General features: G+C 68.5%; 12 protein-coding genes and 2 pseudogenes. 6 read left to right on the forward strand and 8 right to left on the reverse strand.

Features of this window, described 5'->3' with window-relative positions:
• The first annotated feature begins 7 nt into the window (after positions 1 to 7).
• Positions 8 to 385 (forward strand): YidH family protein, encoded by a 378-nt coding sequence (locus OSC27_RS10535; protein WP_267181418.1) that lies wholly within the window; start codon positions 8 to 10, stop codon positions 383 to 385.
• Here the strand turns inward: OSC27_RS10535 and OSC27_RS10540 are convergent.
• The gene (locus OSC27_RS10540) at positions 382 to 516 is read right to left on the reverse strand and encodes a hypothetical protein (RefSeq protein WP_267181419.1); all 135 of its coding nucleotides are present in this window, start codon (positions 514 to 516) and stop codon (positions 382 to 384) included. The genes OSC27_RS10535 and OSC27_RS10540 overlap by 4 nt on opposite strands.
• Positions 517 to 642: 126 nt before the next feature.
• Here OSC27_RS10540 and OSC27_RS10545 point away from each other — a divergent pair, with 126 nt between their 5' ends.
• Positions 643 to 1,998 (forward strand): sensor histidine kinase, encoded by a 1,356-nt coding sequence (locus OSC27_RS10545; protein WP_267181420.1) that lies wholly within the window; start codon positions 643 to 645, stop codon positions 1,996 to 1,998.
• On the forward strand, positions 1,995 to 2,663 hold the full coding sequence (locus OSC27_RS10550; RefSeq protein WP_267181421.1) for a response regulator: 669 nt from the start codon (positions 1,995 to 1,997) through the stop codon (positions 2,661 to 2,663). Before OSC27_RS10545 ends, OSC27_RS10550 begins: the two co-directional genes overlap by 4 nt.
• A gap of 109 nt (positions 2,664 to 2,772) precedes the next feature.
• Here OSC27_RS10550 and OSC27_RS10555 read toward each other — a convergent pair whose 3' ends face one another.
• A complete protein-coding gene (locus OSC27_RS10555) occupies positions 2,773 to 3,771 on the reverse strand; it encodes a hypothetical protein (RefSeq protein WP_267181422.1) in 999 nt (332 codons plus the stop codon).
• A 194-nt stretch (positions 3,772 to 3,965) separates the two neighbouring features.
• Between OSC27_RS10555 and OSC27_RS10560 the strand changes: the two genes are divergently transcribed.
• A complete protein-coding gene (locus OSC27_RS10560; RefSeq protein WP_267181729.1) occupies positions 3,966 to 4,715 on the forward strand; it encodes a putative protein N(5)-glutamine methyltransferase in 750 nt (249 codons plus the stop codon).
• Here the strand turns inward: OSC27_RS10560 and OSC27_RS10565 are convergent.
• The 4 genes from OSC27_RS10565 to OSC27_RS10580 all read right to left on the reverse strand — a co-directional run bounded on the left by OSC27_RS10565 (position 4,679) and on the right by OSC27_RS10580 (position 10,956).
• Positions 4,679 to 8,512, reverse strand: coding sequence for an Ig-like domain-containing protein (locus OSC27_RS10565; RefSeq protein WP_267181423.1), 3,834 nt, complete (start codon positions 8,510 to 8,512; stop codon positions 4,679 to 4,681). The genes OSC27_RS10560 and OSC27_RS10565 overlap by 37 nt on opposite strands.
• Before the next feature lie 157 nt (positions 8,513 to 8,669).
• Complete coding sequence (locus tag OSC27_RS10570; RefSeq protein WP_267181424.1) at positions 8,670 to 9,293, reverse strand: response regulator transcription factor; 624 nt, start codon at positions 9,291 to 9,293, stop codon at positions 8,670 to 8,672.
• Complete coding sequence (locus OSC27_RS10575) at positions 9,290 to 10,483, reverse strand: sensor histidine kinase (protein WP_267181425.1); 1,194 nt, start codon at positions 10,481 to 10,483, stop codon at positions 9,290 to 9,292. The genes OSC27_RS10570 and OSC27_RS10575 overlap by 4 nt, the downstream gene beginning before the upstream one ends.
• Positions 10,483 to 10,956, reverse strand: a complete 474-nt coding sequence (locus tag OSC27_RS10580) for a DUF6069 family protein (protein WP_267181426.1) — start codon at positions 10,954 to 10,956, stop codon at positions 10,483 to 10,485. Before OSC27_RS10580 ends, OSC27_RS10575 begins: the two co-directional genes overlap by 1 nt.
• Before the next feature lie 228 nt (positions 10,957 to 11,184).
• On the opposite strand from OSC27_RS10580, the pseudogene aroQ reads away from it, so the two are divergent.
• Together aroQ and OSC27_RS14520 are read left to right on the forward strand one after the other, a co-directional pair.
• A pseudogene (aroQ, locus tag OSC27_RS14515) lies at positions 11,185 to 11,622 on the forward strand (type II 3-dehydroquinate dehydratase); the annotation flags it as partial.
• A gap of 12 nt (positions 11,623 to 11,634) precedes the next feature.
• Entirely contained in the window at positions 11,635 to 12,111 is a 477-nt protein-coding gene (locus OSC27_RS14520) for a type II 3-dehydroquinate dehydratase (protein WP_416348855.1), read from the forward strand.
• A 290-nt stretch (positions 12,112 to 12,401) separates the two neighbouring features.
• On the opposite strand, the pseudogene OSC27_RS10595 reads toward OSC27_RS14520, so the two are convergent.
• Both OSC27_RS10595 and OSC27_RS10600 read right to left on the reverse strand, forming a co-directional pair.
• Positions 12,402 to 12,645: pseudogene (locus tag OSC27_RS10595) on the reverse strand (recombinase family protein); the annotation flags it as partial.
• A 271-nt stretch (positions 12,646 to 12,916) separates the two neighbouring features.
• Positions 12,917 to 13,453 carry a DUF2127 domain-containing protein gene (locus tag OSC27_RS10600; RefSeq protein WP_267181427.1) on the reverse strand — a complete coding sequence of 179 codons (537 nt, stop codon included), beginning with the start codon at positions 13,451 to 13,453 and terminating at the stop codon, positions 12,917 to 12,919.

The raw sequence follows: 13,453 nt of genomic DNA on the forward strand, positions 1-13,453 counted from the left end.
GATGCGCGTGAGCGCGCGAGGCAAGGGTCTCGCCGCCGCGACACCGTTCGACGCGGGCCTGCAGGCAGAGCGCACGCTGCTCGCGTGGCGCCGCACGTCGCTGTCACTCGCCGCGGCGAGCGTGGCTGGCGCGCGCGTGTTCCTCGACATCGTGGGGCCGGCCGCGATTGTGCTCGGGGCGCTCGGGCTCGTGTTCGCCGCCGGTGCCTACGTCACCGCGTCCGCGCGTTACCGCAGGGCGCACGCGTCGCTGCACGCCGACGCGACGCTTCCCGGCGGGGCGCTGCCTCACCTGGCGTTGACGCTCGCGCTCGTCGTCATGTCGGGCACCGCGCTCGCGTTCGTGCTGCTCGGCGGAGGCCCGATCGAGATCGTCGGCCGCTAGGCCGGCGCATCCGCCGCTCTCGCGACCTCGACCGCGATCTCGACGACGTGCGTCGGCGGCAGCTCGACCGATGCCGGGTCGATTGCGCCGCTCGGGCGAACAGGGGCAGTGGATGCGCGCGTGGTTTCCATGCCTCAAGCCAAGCGACCGAACGCGCGCCCTGTCGTCAGCCCGAAGACCGGCTTGTCTCATCCTTTGGGCTGAATGACGCTCCGATTACCGACCACACCAACGGTTTGGCCCCTAGCGTGAAAGCCATGCAGGTACTTCTCACCCGGCTACGGCCGCTCGCAGAACCGGCGGTCGCCGCTCTGTTCTTCACGCTCTGGGTCATTGCCGAGGCGGGGCGCATGTCGCTCTTCTTCGGCTCGCGCTGGAACACTCTTGGCTGGCTCATCGCACTTGGCGTGGTCAGTGTCGCGATCGCAGTTTCACGCTGGAAGCCACTGGTTGCACTCGCGCTTTTCGCCACGCTCCTAGCCGCCCAAATCGTTGTTTGGCAGCTTCGCTTCTCGGACACGGGCTGGCCCGTCTACTTCGGCCTGCTCGCAGTTCTCGCTTGCGTGAGCGCGCACGGTTCACGCTTCGTGCGCCGGGCGGCACTCTGGAGCGCTGTCCTGGGATCGGTCGTGGTGGCGATACTCCTGACAGCACCAGGCGTCGGCCTCCTTGTCGAGTACCAGGATCCAAACGGAATTCCCAAGAACCTGACGCAAGCTTTCGCTACCTGCGCGCTCGTCGGGGCCGCCCTCGCCCTCGGCTCCTGGTTCCTGGGCTTCGGCTACCGGGCATGGATGCTGCAGCAATTCGGCGCGGTTCGGCTCGAGAAGACGCGGGCCGAACTGCGCGCCGCCGAGCTCGACCTCGCCCTCTCCACCGAGCGCGAACGCATCGCGCAGGAGGTGCACGACATCATGGCCCACTCGCTGTCGGTCATCATCGCCCAGGCTGACGGCGCCCGCTTCATCAGCGACGAGCGCCCCGCCGCCGTCGGCACCTCGCTCGAGCAGATCGCGGGCGCGGCCCGCGCGTCACTCACCGAGGTGCGCATGCTCATCGAATCCCTCGTCACAGACCCTCAGGGCCACTCGAATCCGACACTCGACGATCTCGACCCCCTCTTTGAGCGGATGCGCGAGGCCGGCCTCGCCCTCACCGTCGACCACTTCGGCGACCCCTCAGAGATGACGGCCGCGCAACAACTCGCCGTCGTGCGCATCGTGCAGGAGGCGCTGACGAACGCGCTGAAGCATTCCGGGGCGTCGCCCGCCGCGCGCGTGAGCCTGGACTGGCGCGGGCCGGGGCTCGCGATCACGGTTGCGTCGAGCGGCACGGCGGTTGCCGACGCGGCGGTCGGCGACGCGGCGGTCGGCGACGCTGCGGTCGGTGACGCTGAGGAGTGCCGGGAACGCCCCACGGGCCGGGGCCTCTTCGGCATGCGGGAGAGAGCCCGACTTGCCGGCGGCTGGCTCACCGCCGGGTCGGATGAGTGCGGGTACATCATCACGGCCTTCATCCCCACGGCGGCTCTCGACGCCGGTGAGAGCGACGACGCCGACGCGGGAGAACGCGAAGGCGCGACCGCGGGCCAGGCCGCGGCGGTCGCGCCGTGAGCGGCATCCGTGTCGCGGTGGTCGACGACCAGCAGCTCTTCTGCTCCGGCATGCAGATGCTCATCGAATCGCAGCCCGATCTGGAGTTCGTGGGGTCGGCGCACGACGGAGCCGCGGCGGTGCAGCTCGCGACGACGCAGTCACCAGACGTCATGCTCATGGATGTGCGCATGCCCGTCATGGACGGGATCGCCGCGACAGCGCGCATCCGCTCCGAGGCGCGGGCCACGCTCGACGCCGAGCCGCGGCCGAAGGTCATCGTGCTCACGACGTTCCAGCGCGACGAGGCGGTGGTGCGGGCGATCCACGCGGGCGCGGACGGCTTCATTGTGAAGGATGCCGCTCCCGAGTTCGTTCTCGCCGCGATCCGCACGGTGCACGCCGGCCACTCGGTGATCGCGCCGAGCGACACGGCCGACCTGCTGCGCGCGCGGCAGGGCGTGCGACGGCGCCCGGACGACACGGCGATCGCCCCGCTCTCGGCGCGCGAGAAGGAGGTGTTCCTGCTTGCGGCGCGCGGGCTCAGCAACGCCGACATCGGCCGCACTGCGTACATCAGCGAGGCCACCGTGAAGAGCCATGTTCGCAGCATTCTGGCCAAGCTGGGGCTCACCTCACGCGTGCAGCTCGTGGCGCACGCCTACGAGAACGGCCTCCTCGGCTGAGCGGGCCCCGGAGCCGCGCAGCGGCGTCTCGAAACCCCCTCGCCTCCTCGGCTGAGCGGGCCCCGGAGCCGCGAAGCGGCGTCTCGAAACCCCCTCGCCTCGCACCGAGCTATCCACGGTGGAGCGCCGCCATCGTCTCGAAGACCTGCTTGGGGCGCAGGCTGCCGTCGGGCAACACGGCGTGCACGCCGTATGAGGCGAGGTCGAGGTCGTGTTCCGGGTCGTCGGGCCGATGCGGCAGCTCCCATCCTGCGTAGGTGAACCAGAAGGCCGCGTCCATCCCTTCCTCTTCGAAGATCGGCAGCAGCTGAGTGAGGTAGCGCGATTGCTCGCCTTCGTCTCGAAGGGTTCCCGGCCGCATCCGCTTCTCGCCTTCCGATTCATCGACGGCGAGCCACCCTTCGCCTCCCGCGTCGCCGGCGCCACGGTAGGTGCAGCAGCCGAACTCGGTGACGGCCACCGGCTTGCCGTGTGCGTGGTGGGCGCGCAGCTCGTCGCGGAAGACCCCGGCGTTCTCGGCGTTGCGATACGCGTCGACACCGACGATGTCGAACGGGCCCCAGTCGATGAACTCCCATGGACCCGAGGCGTAACTGATCCGGCCGCCGAACTCCCGTCTGACAGCGGTCGCGATGTCGGCGAGCGCCACGCTCAGGCGCCCGAACAAGTCGGCGAAGGATGCCGCGTCGCCGCCAGCGGCGAGACTCGTGAGGGCGTCCAGACGGGACAGCAGGTCGTCGCCGGCAAGGTATCCGCGATTGAAGAGACTGATCTCGCAGCCCGCGACGAAGATCACCTCGACGGCCGGCGCGTGCCGCCGGACCTGCTCGGCTCGCCGAGCAGCATCCGCGAGATGATCGAGCAGCGCCTCCGGCTCGAGCTCGCACGGGAAGGGCGAGTACCAGACCTCGAGGCCGGCCTCCGCGGCCACGCCGGCCGCCATCGCCACTCGCTCAGCGTCGCCGCCGGAGACGCGCACCGCATCGCAATGCAACTCCTCCGAGATCGTCGTCATATCGCGTCGCACGTCGCCGACGTCAAACGCGATGCGGCTGAGGCCCTCGTTCGATGGATTGAAGCCGGTGTCGTAGTTGATGCCGCGTCGCACTGAGAGCCCTTCTCTACGCGCGATGCCGGCGCGTCGTCACGGGCGGCAGGGCGCGAATCGTTTCTACGCTAGCAATCGGGCGAGGCGGCATGCGCTAATCTGACGCGATCACCGCATCACGATCACCCGACTCCCCGGCCCTCACTGCGCGCCTGCGTGCGGCCGGATGCGTCTTCGCCGAAGACGAGGCACGACTGCTCCTCGAGGCCGCTCCCACGGCCGCAGCGCTCGAGCCGCTCGTCGCCCGCCGCATCGCGGGAGAGCCGCTCGAGTACATCCTGGGCTGGGTCGAGTTCTGCGGGCTGCGCGTCTCCATCGACGCCGGCGTCTTCATCCCACGCCAGCGCACCGCGTTTCTCGTCGACGAGGCGGCGCGCATCGCACCCGCGGCTCCCGTCATCCTCGACCTTTGCTGCGGCACCGGCGCCATCGGCCTCGCCCTCGCCCACCGCCTCGCAGAGCTCCCCGGCGACCTCGAACTCCCCGGCGACCCCGAGCGCGCCGTCACCCACGCCCTCTACGCCGCCGACATCGACCCCGCCGCCACCGCGTGTGCCCGCCGCAACCTCGCCCCGCTCGGCGGCCACGTCTACACCGGTGACCTCTTCGACCCGCTCCCCGAGAGCCTCCGCGGCGCGCTCGACATCATCGCCGCCAATGTGCCGTACGTGCCCACCGACGAGATCTCCCTCATGCCCACCGAGGCGCGCGAGCACGAACCGAACGCAACCCACGACGGCGGGCGAGACGGCCTCGCCATCGCGCGCCGAGTCGCGGCCGCCGCCGCATCCTGGCTGAACCCCGGCGGCTACCTGCTCATCGAAACAAGCGAGGAGCAAGCGGATGCCGCCTCCGCAGCCTTCACGGCCGCCGGCCTGCTGCCCCGCATCGCGCGCTCCGCGGCGCTCTACGCCACGGTCGTCGTCGGCCGCCGCCCGCTCTGACGACGCGCGCTCTGACGCCGCCGAAGCCGCATCGCCAGAACGAGTCCCGCTCCGAGAAGAATCGCCATCACCGCTCCAAGCGCGGCGGCTCCCGGAACGTCCACGCCGGTCTTCGCCAGACCACCCGGAATGCCGGCGACGACCACCGTCGCCGTCCGAACGGCGGATTCGACGCCGTGCACGTCGACCGCGACGAAGGTGAAGGCCGTCGTTCCGCTGTATCCGTCTGCGGGTGTCACGGCGAAGGCCGCGCCCGTTCCCGCGACGTTCGCGTGCGGCGCGGTGCTGAGGAGTCGATACGTGAACGGTCCGGTGCCCACGGGGGCCGGCGTGAGAACCGCCGGCAAAGGATTCGCGAGCGCACCCTGCGTGGAGCCGCTGAGGTCGGTGACGGTCGGGCGTAACTGCAGCATGGCAGGGGAAGGCGTGCTCGTCACGCCAGCGGCGTCCGTCACCGTGTACGTGAACGACACCCGCCCGCTTGCTGTCCGATCGGCGGGCTCAAACGTGATCAGGCCCCTCGCGGCGTCGATGCGTGCCGCTCCGATCGTGGGATCGGGGGCGTCGACCAGCGCGTAGACGAAGGGGCCGGTGCCCACGGTCTGCGCCGCGACGAGCTCGTGCGTGGCCGATCCGACATCCTGCGCGGTGTTCGGGGTGCGGCTGAAGGGCAGCACCGTGACCGTGACGTCCTGCGCGTTGCTGGTGTTCCCCGCGGCATCCGTCACCCGGTATTTCGCTTGCACGTGGCCGGAGACCCCCGGCTCTGGCGTGAAGGTCACCCGCCCGGTGCTCTCATCGATGGCGAACGAGCCACCCGGCGTGGTGCTGCCGGGCACGAGCTCGAAGTGGAAGGGCCCGGTTCCGGCCGGCTGCGGCACATCGAAGCTGCTCTCGCCTGCACCTGACGGCGGAAGGGTGACCGTCGCCGCCGACGACTGCGCCTCAGGAAGCACCGTCAGCGTCACGGTCTTGACGTCGCTGGCGAGGCCGGCAGCGTCCGTCGCTCTGAACGTGATGGCCGCGATCCCCGAGAAGCCGACTTTGGGGGCGAACGTCAGCAGACCGGTGGCCGCGTCGACGGATGCCGCGCCCGCTGCGCTCGCGCCGCTGACCATGCTGTACGTGAGCGCGGTACCTCGCGCGCCGCCCGTGAGATCGACGGTCGCCGTCCTGCCGTACGGAGTGCTGGCGGTCTTGTCGGTGACGACGGGACACACCGAGATGCTCACGGTGGCGGCATCGCTCGTGACCCCGTTGGCGCTCACCGTGTACAAGAAGGTGGCGATGCCGCTCGTGCCCGCCGCAGGCGTGAAGATGAGCGTCGCGGGATCGTCACCGAGAGCGGCAGCGCCTGCTCCACTGCCGGGCTGCGTGATGGTGAAGGTGCCCCCTTCGGCTCCCTGCGTTGTGAGGGCGGCCGTGACGCTCGTGTCTGCCCGTGTGGTCGCCGAGACCATGCCGGCATATGGCTTCACGATCACGGTGAGCACGGCCGAGTCCTCGTTGGGGGCTCCGGACGCGCCGGTCGCCGTGTACGTTGCGGTGAACGTACCGGTGGTCTGCTTCTTCGCGGTGTAGGTGAACGATCCGTCGGCGGCCAGCGCGACGGTGCCCGCCGCCGTGTCGTCGACGAGAGTGTAGGTGAATGGGCCGGAGCCGTCGACCGCCGGCAGCGTGGAGGAAACTGTGCCGTTGCCCGTCTTGTCGAGCGAGACAGAGAGGCTGTCGTCATGCGCGCGCGGGCCGACAGCGATCGTGACGGCGGCTGTCGCTGAGGAAACGCTGTCGGCGTCCGTGACGCGATACGTCATCGTCGTCGAGCCGGAGAAGGCGCTTGCCGGCGTGAATACAAGAGCACCTGTCGCCGAGTCGACGGTGGCGGTGCCGGCGGTCGTCGGAGGAGCGCTGACGAGAGCGAAGGTGAGACCGGTACCGACAGAAGTGGTCGCGAGGTCGACGGTGATCGGCGTCGCATAGCCGGTCGCCGTGCTGATGTCGGATGCAGCGGGAGGGGTCGTCACGGTCACGGTCGCCGGAAGCGACGTCTGCCCGTTCATCTCGACGACGTATTCGATTCTCGAGATGCCGCTCATCCCGGCCGCCGGCGTGTAGCTGATGACACCGGTGGCGCTATCGATTGTCGCCGCTCCACGGGTTGGCCCGCTCGCAATGGAATACGTGGGCGTTCCCACACCGACGGGGTCAGGCACTGGAATCGTCGTGACCGCCGGGGTTGCGGATGCCGGAGCAGTCGTCGCCGTCGCCGATTGCCCCGCCACCGGGCCGTCGCCGGCAATCGGGCGAACAGTCACCGTGCTCGTGCCCGTGCGATCCGCTTCGGTGCTCGTGGCGGTGTCGATCCCGGCGCCGCTCACGATGGCACTGACGTTGTACGTTCCGGGCGTCGTGCTGGTCACGGGAAGAGTCAGGTCTGGCAGGGCCGTTCCGGGAACCACGAGGGCGTCGGGCGTGTAGGTGTAGACGGCAGAAGTCGAGGTGTTCGAGCCGAGCGACCATCCGTTGATCGCCGCTGGAAGCGTGCCGAGCGTCATGTTGGTCGGGCTGGTCACGGTCATCGTCACCGGCACACCTGCGGCGATGGGCCCGTCGCTGGAGCTCGTGGAGGTCGAGAAGGTGACATTGCTCTCGGAACCGGCGTCCGCGGGGGATGGGTTCGTTGCGGTCACCTCGATCACGGGAGTGATCTCGTTGATCGATGCCACATTCAGCATGTTGATCTCGTGGATGTCCGTCGACCCGCCCGTGCTCGCGGACCAGCCGAACTTGAACGTCTTCGTGGTCGCGAACTCGGCCGGCTCGTCCACCGTCGTCACGAGCTGCGGAGTGGCATTCGCGTCGCCCATGGCCCCGAGGTAGACGCGCACCTTGGGAGACGTGGTCGACGGCGGATCGATCTCGATCTTGACCTTTCGAAGCGCCGCATCGCGGGTCGTGGTGCTCGTCAGGTCGATACCGCCTGCGGGAGCGACCGGAGCGCCGAGCAGGCAGTAGCCGTCGTCCCAGGTGCCGTCGCTACCGAGCTTGCCCGGTCCGCGCAGCGAGACGGATTGAGGAGCCCTGGCCTTGGACCAGTCAGCGGAGTGGTCCGCGCAGCTTCCGCCGTCAGCCACATTGTTCGTCTCGTAGACGAAGTTGCCGTAGGCGTCGAAGGCGACGCCGAGCAGGGCGTACGGGATTCCCTTCTGCCCTATCCCCGACCCTGCGGTGCTGTTGTGATATCCGAGTGAGCCGCCCGACGCTCCTACCCTGTCCAGCTCATGCTGCCCGTCGCTCAAGAAGAACGTGATGCCGTCGGCGCCGTTACCGCCGTATTGATACATATTGAACTGGATGTCGAGGCCGGCCCTGGTCGGCAGTGCATGGTTGTACAGCAGGAAGCCCGTTTGGCTGCCTTCGGCGGTCGTGAGCCGAAGAGCGCCGCCGTCACTCGCATCGGTGGCCCCGCTCGCACATCTTGTCGGCGCATCAGAGGTCGTCGACCCGGCCGCCGTCAGGCACGCGACGTTCGCGCTCGCCCCGGCGACCGTACCGGTGCCGCCCACGACGTATTCGCTCGAGGTGACGCTCGACTTCGTGAAGCTGTCCTTCAGCAGAAGCGTGCCTGACGAGACAGCGGATGCGGCCAGCGCACCCGTCGTCACGAGTCCGGCGCAGACGAGGGCGGCACTGGCGGCGAGCGCCAGAACCTTCAGCGGAGTGCGCGCGCCAGAGAGCGAGTGGGCGCGTCGCATGCGGGCGTGTGCGCCGGGGTGGCGTCGAAGAAGAGTCGTCATATCGAACCTCAGGCGGTCGGGTGCGAGCCTCCCGAAACGACGGGAAGCGTCGAGGATCGCTCCAACGGTATGTCAGGGGTACGCCGACATGGGCGCCTCTAGGGCAAAACACGCAGAAAAATACCCAGATCACCCGCGGTTTGGGGGTCTGCGCACCCTACAGCCACCCCTCGTCCCGGGCCCGGCTCAGCGCCTCACCGCGATTGCGCGTCGCCGTCTTCCCGATCGCCGACGAGAGATAGTTGCGCACGGTGCTGTGCGAGAGGTGCAGCGCCTGGGCGATATCGCTGATCGTCGCGCCATTCGCCGATGCCGCGAGCACCTCGCGCTCCCGCTCGGTCAGCGGGTTGGCAGCACTGCTCAGCGCCTGCGCAGCGAGCCTCGGGTTCACGATCACCTCGCCGGCCAGCACCCGCCGGATCGCCCCGGCGAGCTCCTCAACCGGGTCGTCCTTTACGAGAAACCCTCGTGCCCCCGCCTCCATCGCCCGCCGCAGGTAGCCGGGCCGCCCGAACGTCGTCACCACGATCACGGCACAGCCGGGAACCTCCCGCATCAGCTCCGCGATCAGGTCGAGGCCACTGCGTCCCGGCATCTCGATATCAAGCAACACGACATTCGGATGCGCGTGGCGAGCCGCCTGCACGACCTCGTCTCCGCGCCCCACATCCGCCACGACGGTCATGTCATCTTCGAGTTCGAGCAGGCTGACGAGCGCGGAGCGCATCATCCGCTGGTCCTCGGCGATGAGGATGCTGATCGGGGCCGCGCCGGGCGTCATGGCCGCGAGCCCTCGGGCGAGCCATCCGATGTCAGGGGAATCGACGCCGTCAGGCGGAAGCCCTGCGCGGTTGCCGTGGTGCCAAGCTCGCCTCCAGCGTCGCCGATGCGCTCCGCCAGCCCCTGCAGGCCGCTGCCCGCCGCCGAACCGCCGGAGTAGCCGGTGCGGCCGCCCCGCCCATTGTCGACGATCTCGATGCGGGCACTCGAGGGCTCCTGTGTCAGCGTGATTCGGCAGCGCGTCGCCTCGGCGTGCCGCAGAATGTTCGTCGTCGCCTCGCGCACCACCCAGCCGAGCAGCGAGTCGGCGCCGGGAGGCACGCCTTCGCCCTCGGGCATCGACAGTTCGAGCCGAATCCCGTCGGCGGCGAGCGCGCCTCGCGCCCGCTCGATCTCGTCAGCAAGACCCACCGACCGGTAGCCCGACACGGCCTCGCGCACCTCGGCGAGCGCCTCACGGCCGATCGTCTCGATGTCGCGCGAGTGCGCCGCAGCCGCCTCGGGGTCCGAAGCGAGCAGTCGCCGCACCGCCTCCGCCTTCACGACGATGACCGAGAGCGTGTGGCCGAGCAGGTCGTGCAGGTCGCGCGAGAAGCGCAGCCGTTCCTCGCCGACGGCGACATGCGCCAGCCGGTGCTGAGTGCGCCTGAGTTCGGCGACGAGGTCGACGAGGTAGCGCACGAGCAGATTCGCGGCGCCGCCGAAGAACGTGGCGAATCCGAGCAGCATGGCCGCATCGAGAGAGGACTGCTCGAAACCCACAGCGGATGCGCCGCTCACCGCGAGGCCCCAGATGATGCCGAACGCCCAGCCACGCCGGATCGCCACGGCGGCCGCGATCGCCAGCAGCGGGAAGAGGAACTGGCGGTCGGTCTGCCACCCCACGAAGTAGCCGGCACCGAGGAGGAGGAACAGCGTGAACGACAGTTCGGCGAAACGGCGGTTCGCGGCGCGCTCACCCGTGCGCCGGTACGGCAGCCAGACCGTGCAGGCGAAGACCGCACCGAGCACCACGAGCGCCGCTACGCGAAGCGCGTTGCCGCCGGCGACGGCGTCCACGAGCGGCCCGACGATCAGCACCGGAAGCCAGATGAGCGCGAACCACGGCCCGGGGCGCCGGGCGAACCAGGCCAGGGCCGGCTCGGCACCCGCACCGCGGTAGGTGGGGTCAGTGTCGCTGTCGATGCTCATCACGCTACCGGGCGCCCTCTCGCGGGTCGACGCCGCGCGCCGCCCTTGGCGGATGCGGCGAGCGCCGAGAGCCCGACGATGAGCGTCAGCCCCACCGCCACGTGCATCGCGAGCAGCGCAATCAGCACCGCACCGCTCGCCACGCCGAGCGGCCCCAGCAGCGACAGCGCCAGTACGGCCCACGACGTGATGAGCCAGGTGCGGCGCCCGCCACGCGGCATCCGCTCGAGCAGCGCACGCAGGCCCCACGCGGCTCCTCCGGCGAGAAGCGGTACGACGATCACGGCCGCCAACCCCACCGTCTGCGACGCGGCTGCGGAACCGACCACCAGCTCAAGCCCCATGACCGGAACGCAGATGATCCAGAGCACCACGGCAACCGCAGCGGATGCCGCTACCACTCCCGCGCGCCCGAGCCGCAGCCGACGCGCGCCACCCTCTACCGGCCATACGGGCGAAAACGTCTGAGTCATGTCCCACTCCCTTCACGTGTGTGTTCGCCTCCCACGCTAGGAAACGCCCGGGGCGGCCAACAGAGCGCATCGTCCCGCGCTCGACAGGATGAATGTCACGGTCGGGGTCGATGATTGGCATATCCCGACGCTCTCAGCGGTATCGTGCAGAGGTCAGAAGCGAGCCCGGGTCATCGACCCAGGTACAAGGGCCATCGGCTTCGAGGAATGGAAAGGTGGTCAACTGCGATGACCCAACCACGCGTTCTGGTGCTCAACGGCCCCAATCTCAACTTTCTCGGGCGGCGCGAGCCGGCACTGTACGGCTCGGTCACGCTCGACGCGGTCAACGAATCACTCTCCCAGCGCGCCGAGAGTCGCGGCGTGGGTCTCGACTTTCGGCAGAGCAACAGCGAGGGCGTGCTCATCGATGCGGCTCAGGAAGCAATGAGCGACGTCGATGCGGTGATCATCAATGCCGGCGGACTCAGCCACACGTCCGTCGCGCTGCGCGACGCGCTCGCCATGCTGCCCGTGCCCGTGATCGAGGTGCACGTCACAAACATTCACGCACGAGAGTCGTTTCGGCACCATTCCTTTATCTCGGATGTCGCCACGGCCGTGATCGTCGGTGCGGGAACGAACGGTTACTTGCTCGCGCTCGAACACGCGCTGTCACTGCTGAGCGTCGCCCCGGCGGTGTCGGACGCCGGCGTACCGGAGACGCCGCGCGCATCCGCTCTGGTACTCAGCGGGCCGAATCTCAATCTGCTCGGGCGGCGCGAACCGGAGATCTACGGCGAGGTCACGCTGAAGCAGATCGACGATCGGGTGGCAGCGGAGGCGGCACGGCTCGGCGTCACCGCGGACGTTCGGCAGAGCAACAGCGAAGCCGAACTCGTGGATGCCGCGCAGGAGGCGATGAACGCCTTCGACGCGGTGGTCATCAACCCCGCCGAGTTGTCATTCACCTCTGTGCCGTTGCGCGACGCCCTGGCGATGCTGCCGGTGCCAGTCATCGAGGTGCACATCACGAATATCATGGCGCGGCCCGCGGAGTACCTGCACCACTCCCGCATCTCACCGATCGCGACGGCGGTGATCGTGGGTGCGGGCGCCCACGGGTACGAGCTGGCGCTTCAGCACGTGGCGTACACCGGGCCGCACCGTCGCTGATCGGCCGGGATAGCCGCGAATACGCAAAGGGCCGGGCCGACGTTTCCGTCGGCCCGGCCCTTCATCCGTTCGCCTGTGCTGCTTCGTGAAGTCGCTCGGACTTTTCCCGAATCAGCCACACCGTGCGCGAGGGGGGACTTGAACTGTTCTGTGCCCGCTCGCGCGCAGGATCGTGAACGCGCGTTCTGGCCCGTAAGCAGAGGGAAGTCAGAGAAGGGGACTGTGGATAACTCCTTCAGGATTCACGGACCTACATAGCCGGTAGCACATGAGTTAGCACATGAAAAGAGCATGCCCTCACGCGTTCGTGTGCGAATCAGATCGGTCCCGAATTCGGAGACCATGGCGACAGGTTGAACAACAGTTGGCCCAGAAGGTCGGCGGGGCCATGTGCAAAGCCGCCGATGCGCAGCTTCACGTGACAGCGGGCGAGGCATCGAGGATGTCTTTCGCATCGCGTAGCCACCGGGCCAGGCGATCGAGTTTCGTGGCGACGAGGGTGTCGCCGTCGCGACACACGGCCAAGGCTTCCCGCGGTTATTCAGTCATGGATTTGCCTGTAGCGTTTAGCGCCCCTTCACCGGGCAATTTCTCGGGCGGGTCTTACGGGAATGTCACCTCTCGGAACCACGCGGATCTTCGTCAGTGCGGGTCGCCGGTTTGGCGGTCCGGCTCAGCGTCCGGCATATGACACGGCGGGCTGGCCGCCGACTTCGTCATCCGAGTCAAAAGAATCCCGCCACTTTTCTGCGAAGACCACGGGTGTGTCGCGGCTGGTGTGGATACGGATATCGGGTTCCGGCCTTTAGGGTTCGTGGGTCTGATCGGGCACGTGTGTGCTGTCGTCGCCGGCTTTTGCTGCGCGTCGCCGCTTGTGAATTCCGTATTCGCGCCAGGTGAGGTAGACGAAGAAGATGTCGAAGGCGGTCAGGAAGGTGAGTCCCCAGGAGAAGGCGACGATGATCTGGTAGCCCTGGTAGAGGATGAAGGCCATCAGGAAGGCGATCATCCACGGGTATGCCGCCAGGTGGCCTCTGAGCAGTGCCCAGACCAGCACGATCTTCACGAGTCCGTGCAGGAGCAGGTAGATTGCCCCGAACACGGTCGCGGACAAGCTCAGGTTGCTGGTGAGGTGCAGCAGGGCGTTCGCGATGAGATCGTGTGGGTCTTCGGATAGTTCGTGCTGGGTCAGGACCTGGGCGATCACGCCGATCTGGTGCGGAGAGACGAGCAGGAGCAGGATGCCGCCGACGAGTTCGAGAACGCCGTCTAGGCCCTTCAGGATCAGGCTGACGAAGAATGCCTCATCGAGCAGGGTCAGCCGATGTTCCGTTGTGCCCAT

Source organism: Microbacterium sp. STN6 (genome assembly GCF_026410545.1).
Lineage (GTDB): Bacteria > Actinomycetota > Actinomycetes > Actinomycetales > Microbacteriaceae > Root112D2.

What these genes read in the sequence shown, in the direction of transcription:
- OSC27_RS10600 (WP_267181427.1), bottom strand. Translation starts at nt 13,453, where the DNA reads ATGGGCACAACGGAACATCGGCTGACCCTGCTCGATGAGGCATTCTTC.
- OSC27_RS10580 (WP_267181426.1), bottom strand. Translation starts at nt 10,956, where the DNA reads ATGACTCAGACGTTTTCGCCCGTATGGCCGGTAGAGGGTGGCGCGCGT.
- OSC27_RS10575 (WP_267181425.1), bottom strand. Translation starts at nt 10,483, where the DNA reads ATGAGCATCGACAGCGACACTGACCCCACCTACCGCGGTGCGGGTGCC.
- OSC27_RS10565 (WP_267181423.1), bottom strand. Translation starts at nt 8,512, where the DNA reads ATGACGACTCTTCTTCGACGCCACCCCGGCGCACACGCCCGCATGCGA.
- OSC27_RS10570 (WP_267181424.1), bottom strand. Translation starts at nt 9,293, where the DNA reads ATGACGCCCGGCGCGGCCCCGATCAGCATCCTCATCGCCGAGGACCAG.
- OSC27_RS10540 (WP_267181419.1), bottom strand. Translation starts at nt 516, where the DNA reads ATGGAAACCACGCGCGCATCCACTGCCCCTGTTCGCCCGAGCGGCGCA.
- OSC27_RS10545 (WP_267181420.1), top strand. Translation starts at nt 643, where the DNA reads ATGCAGGTACTTCTCACCCGGCTACGGCCGCTCGCAGAACCGGCGGTC.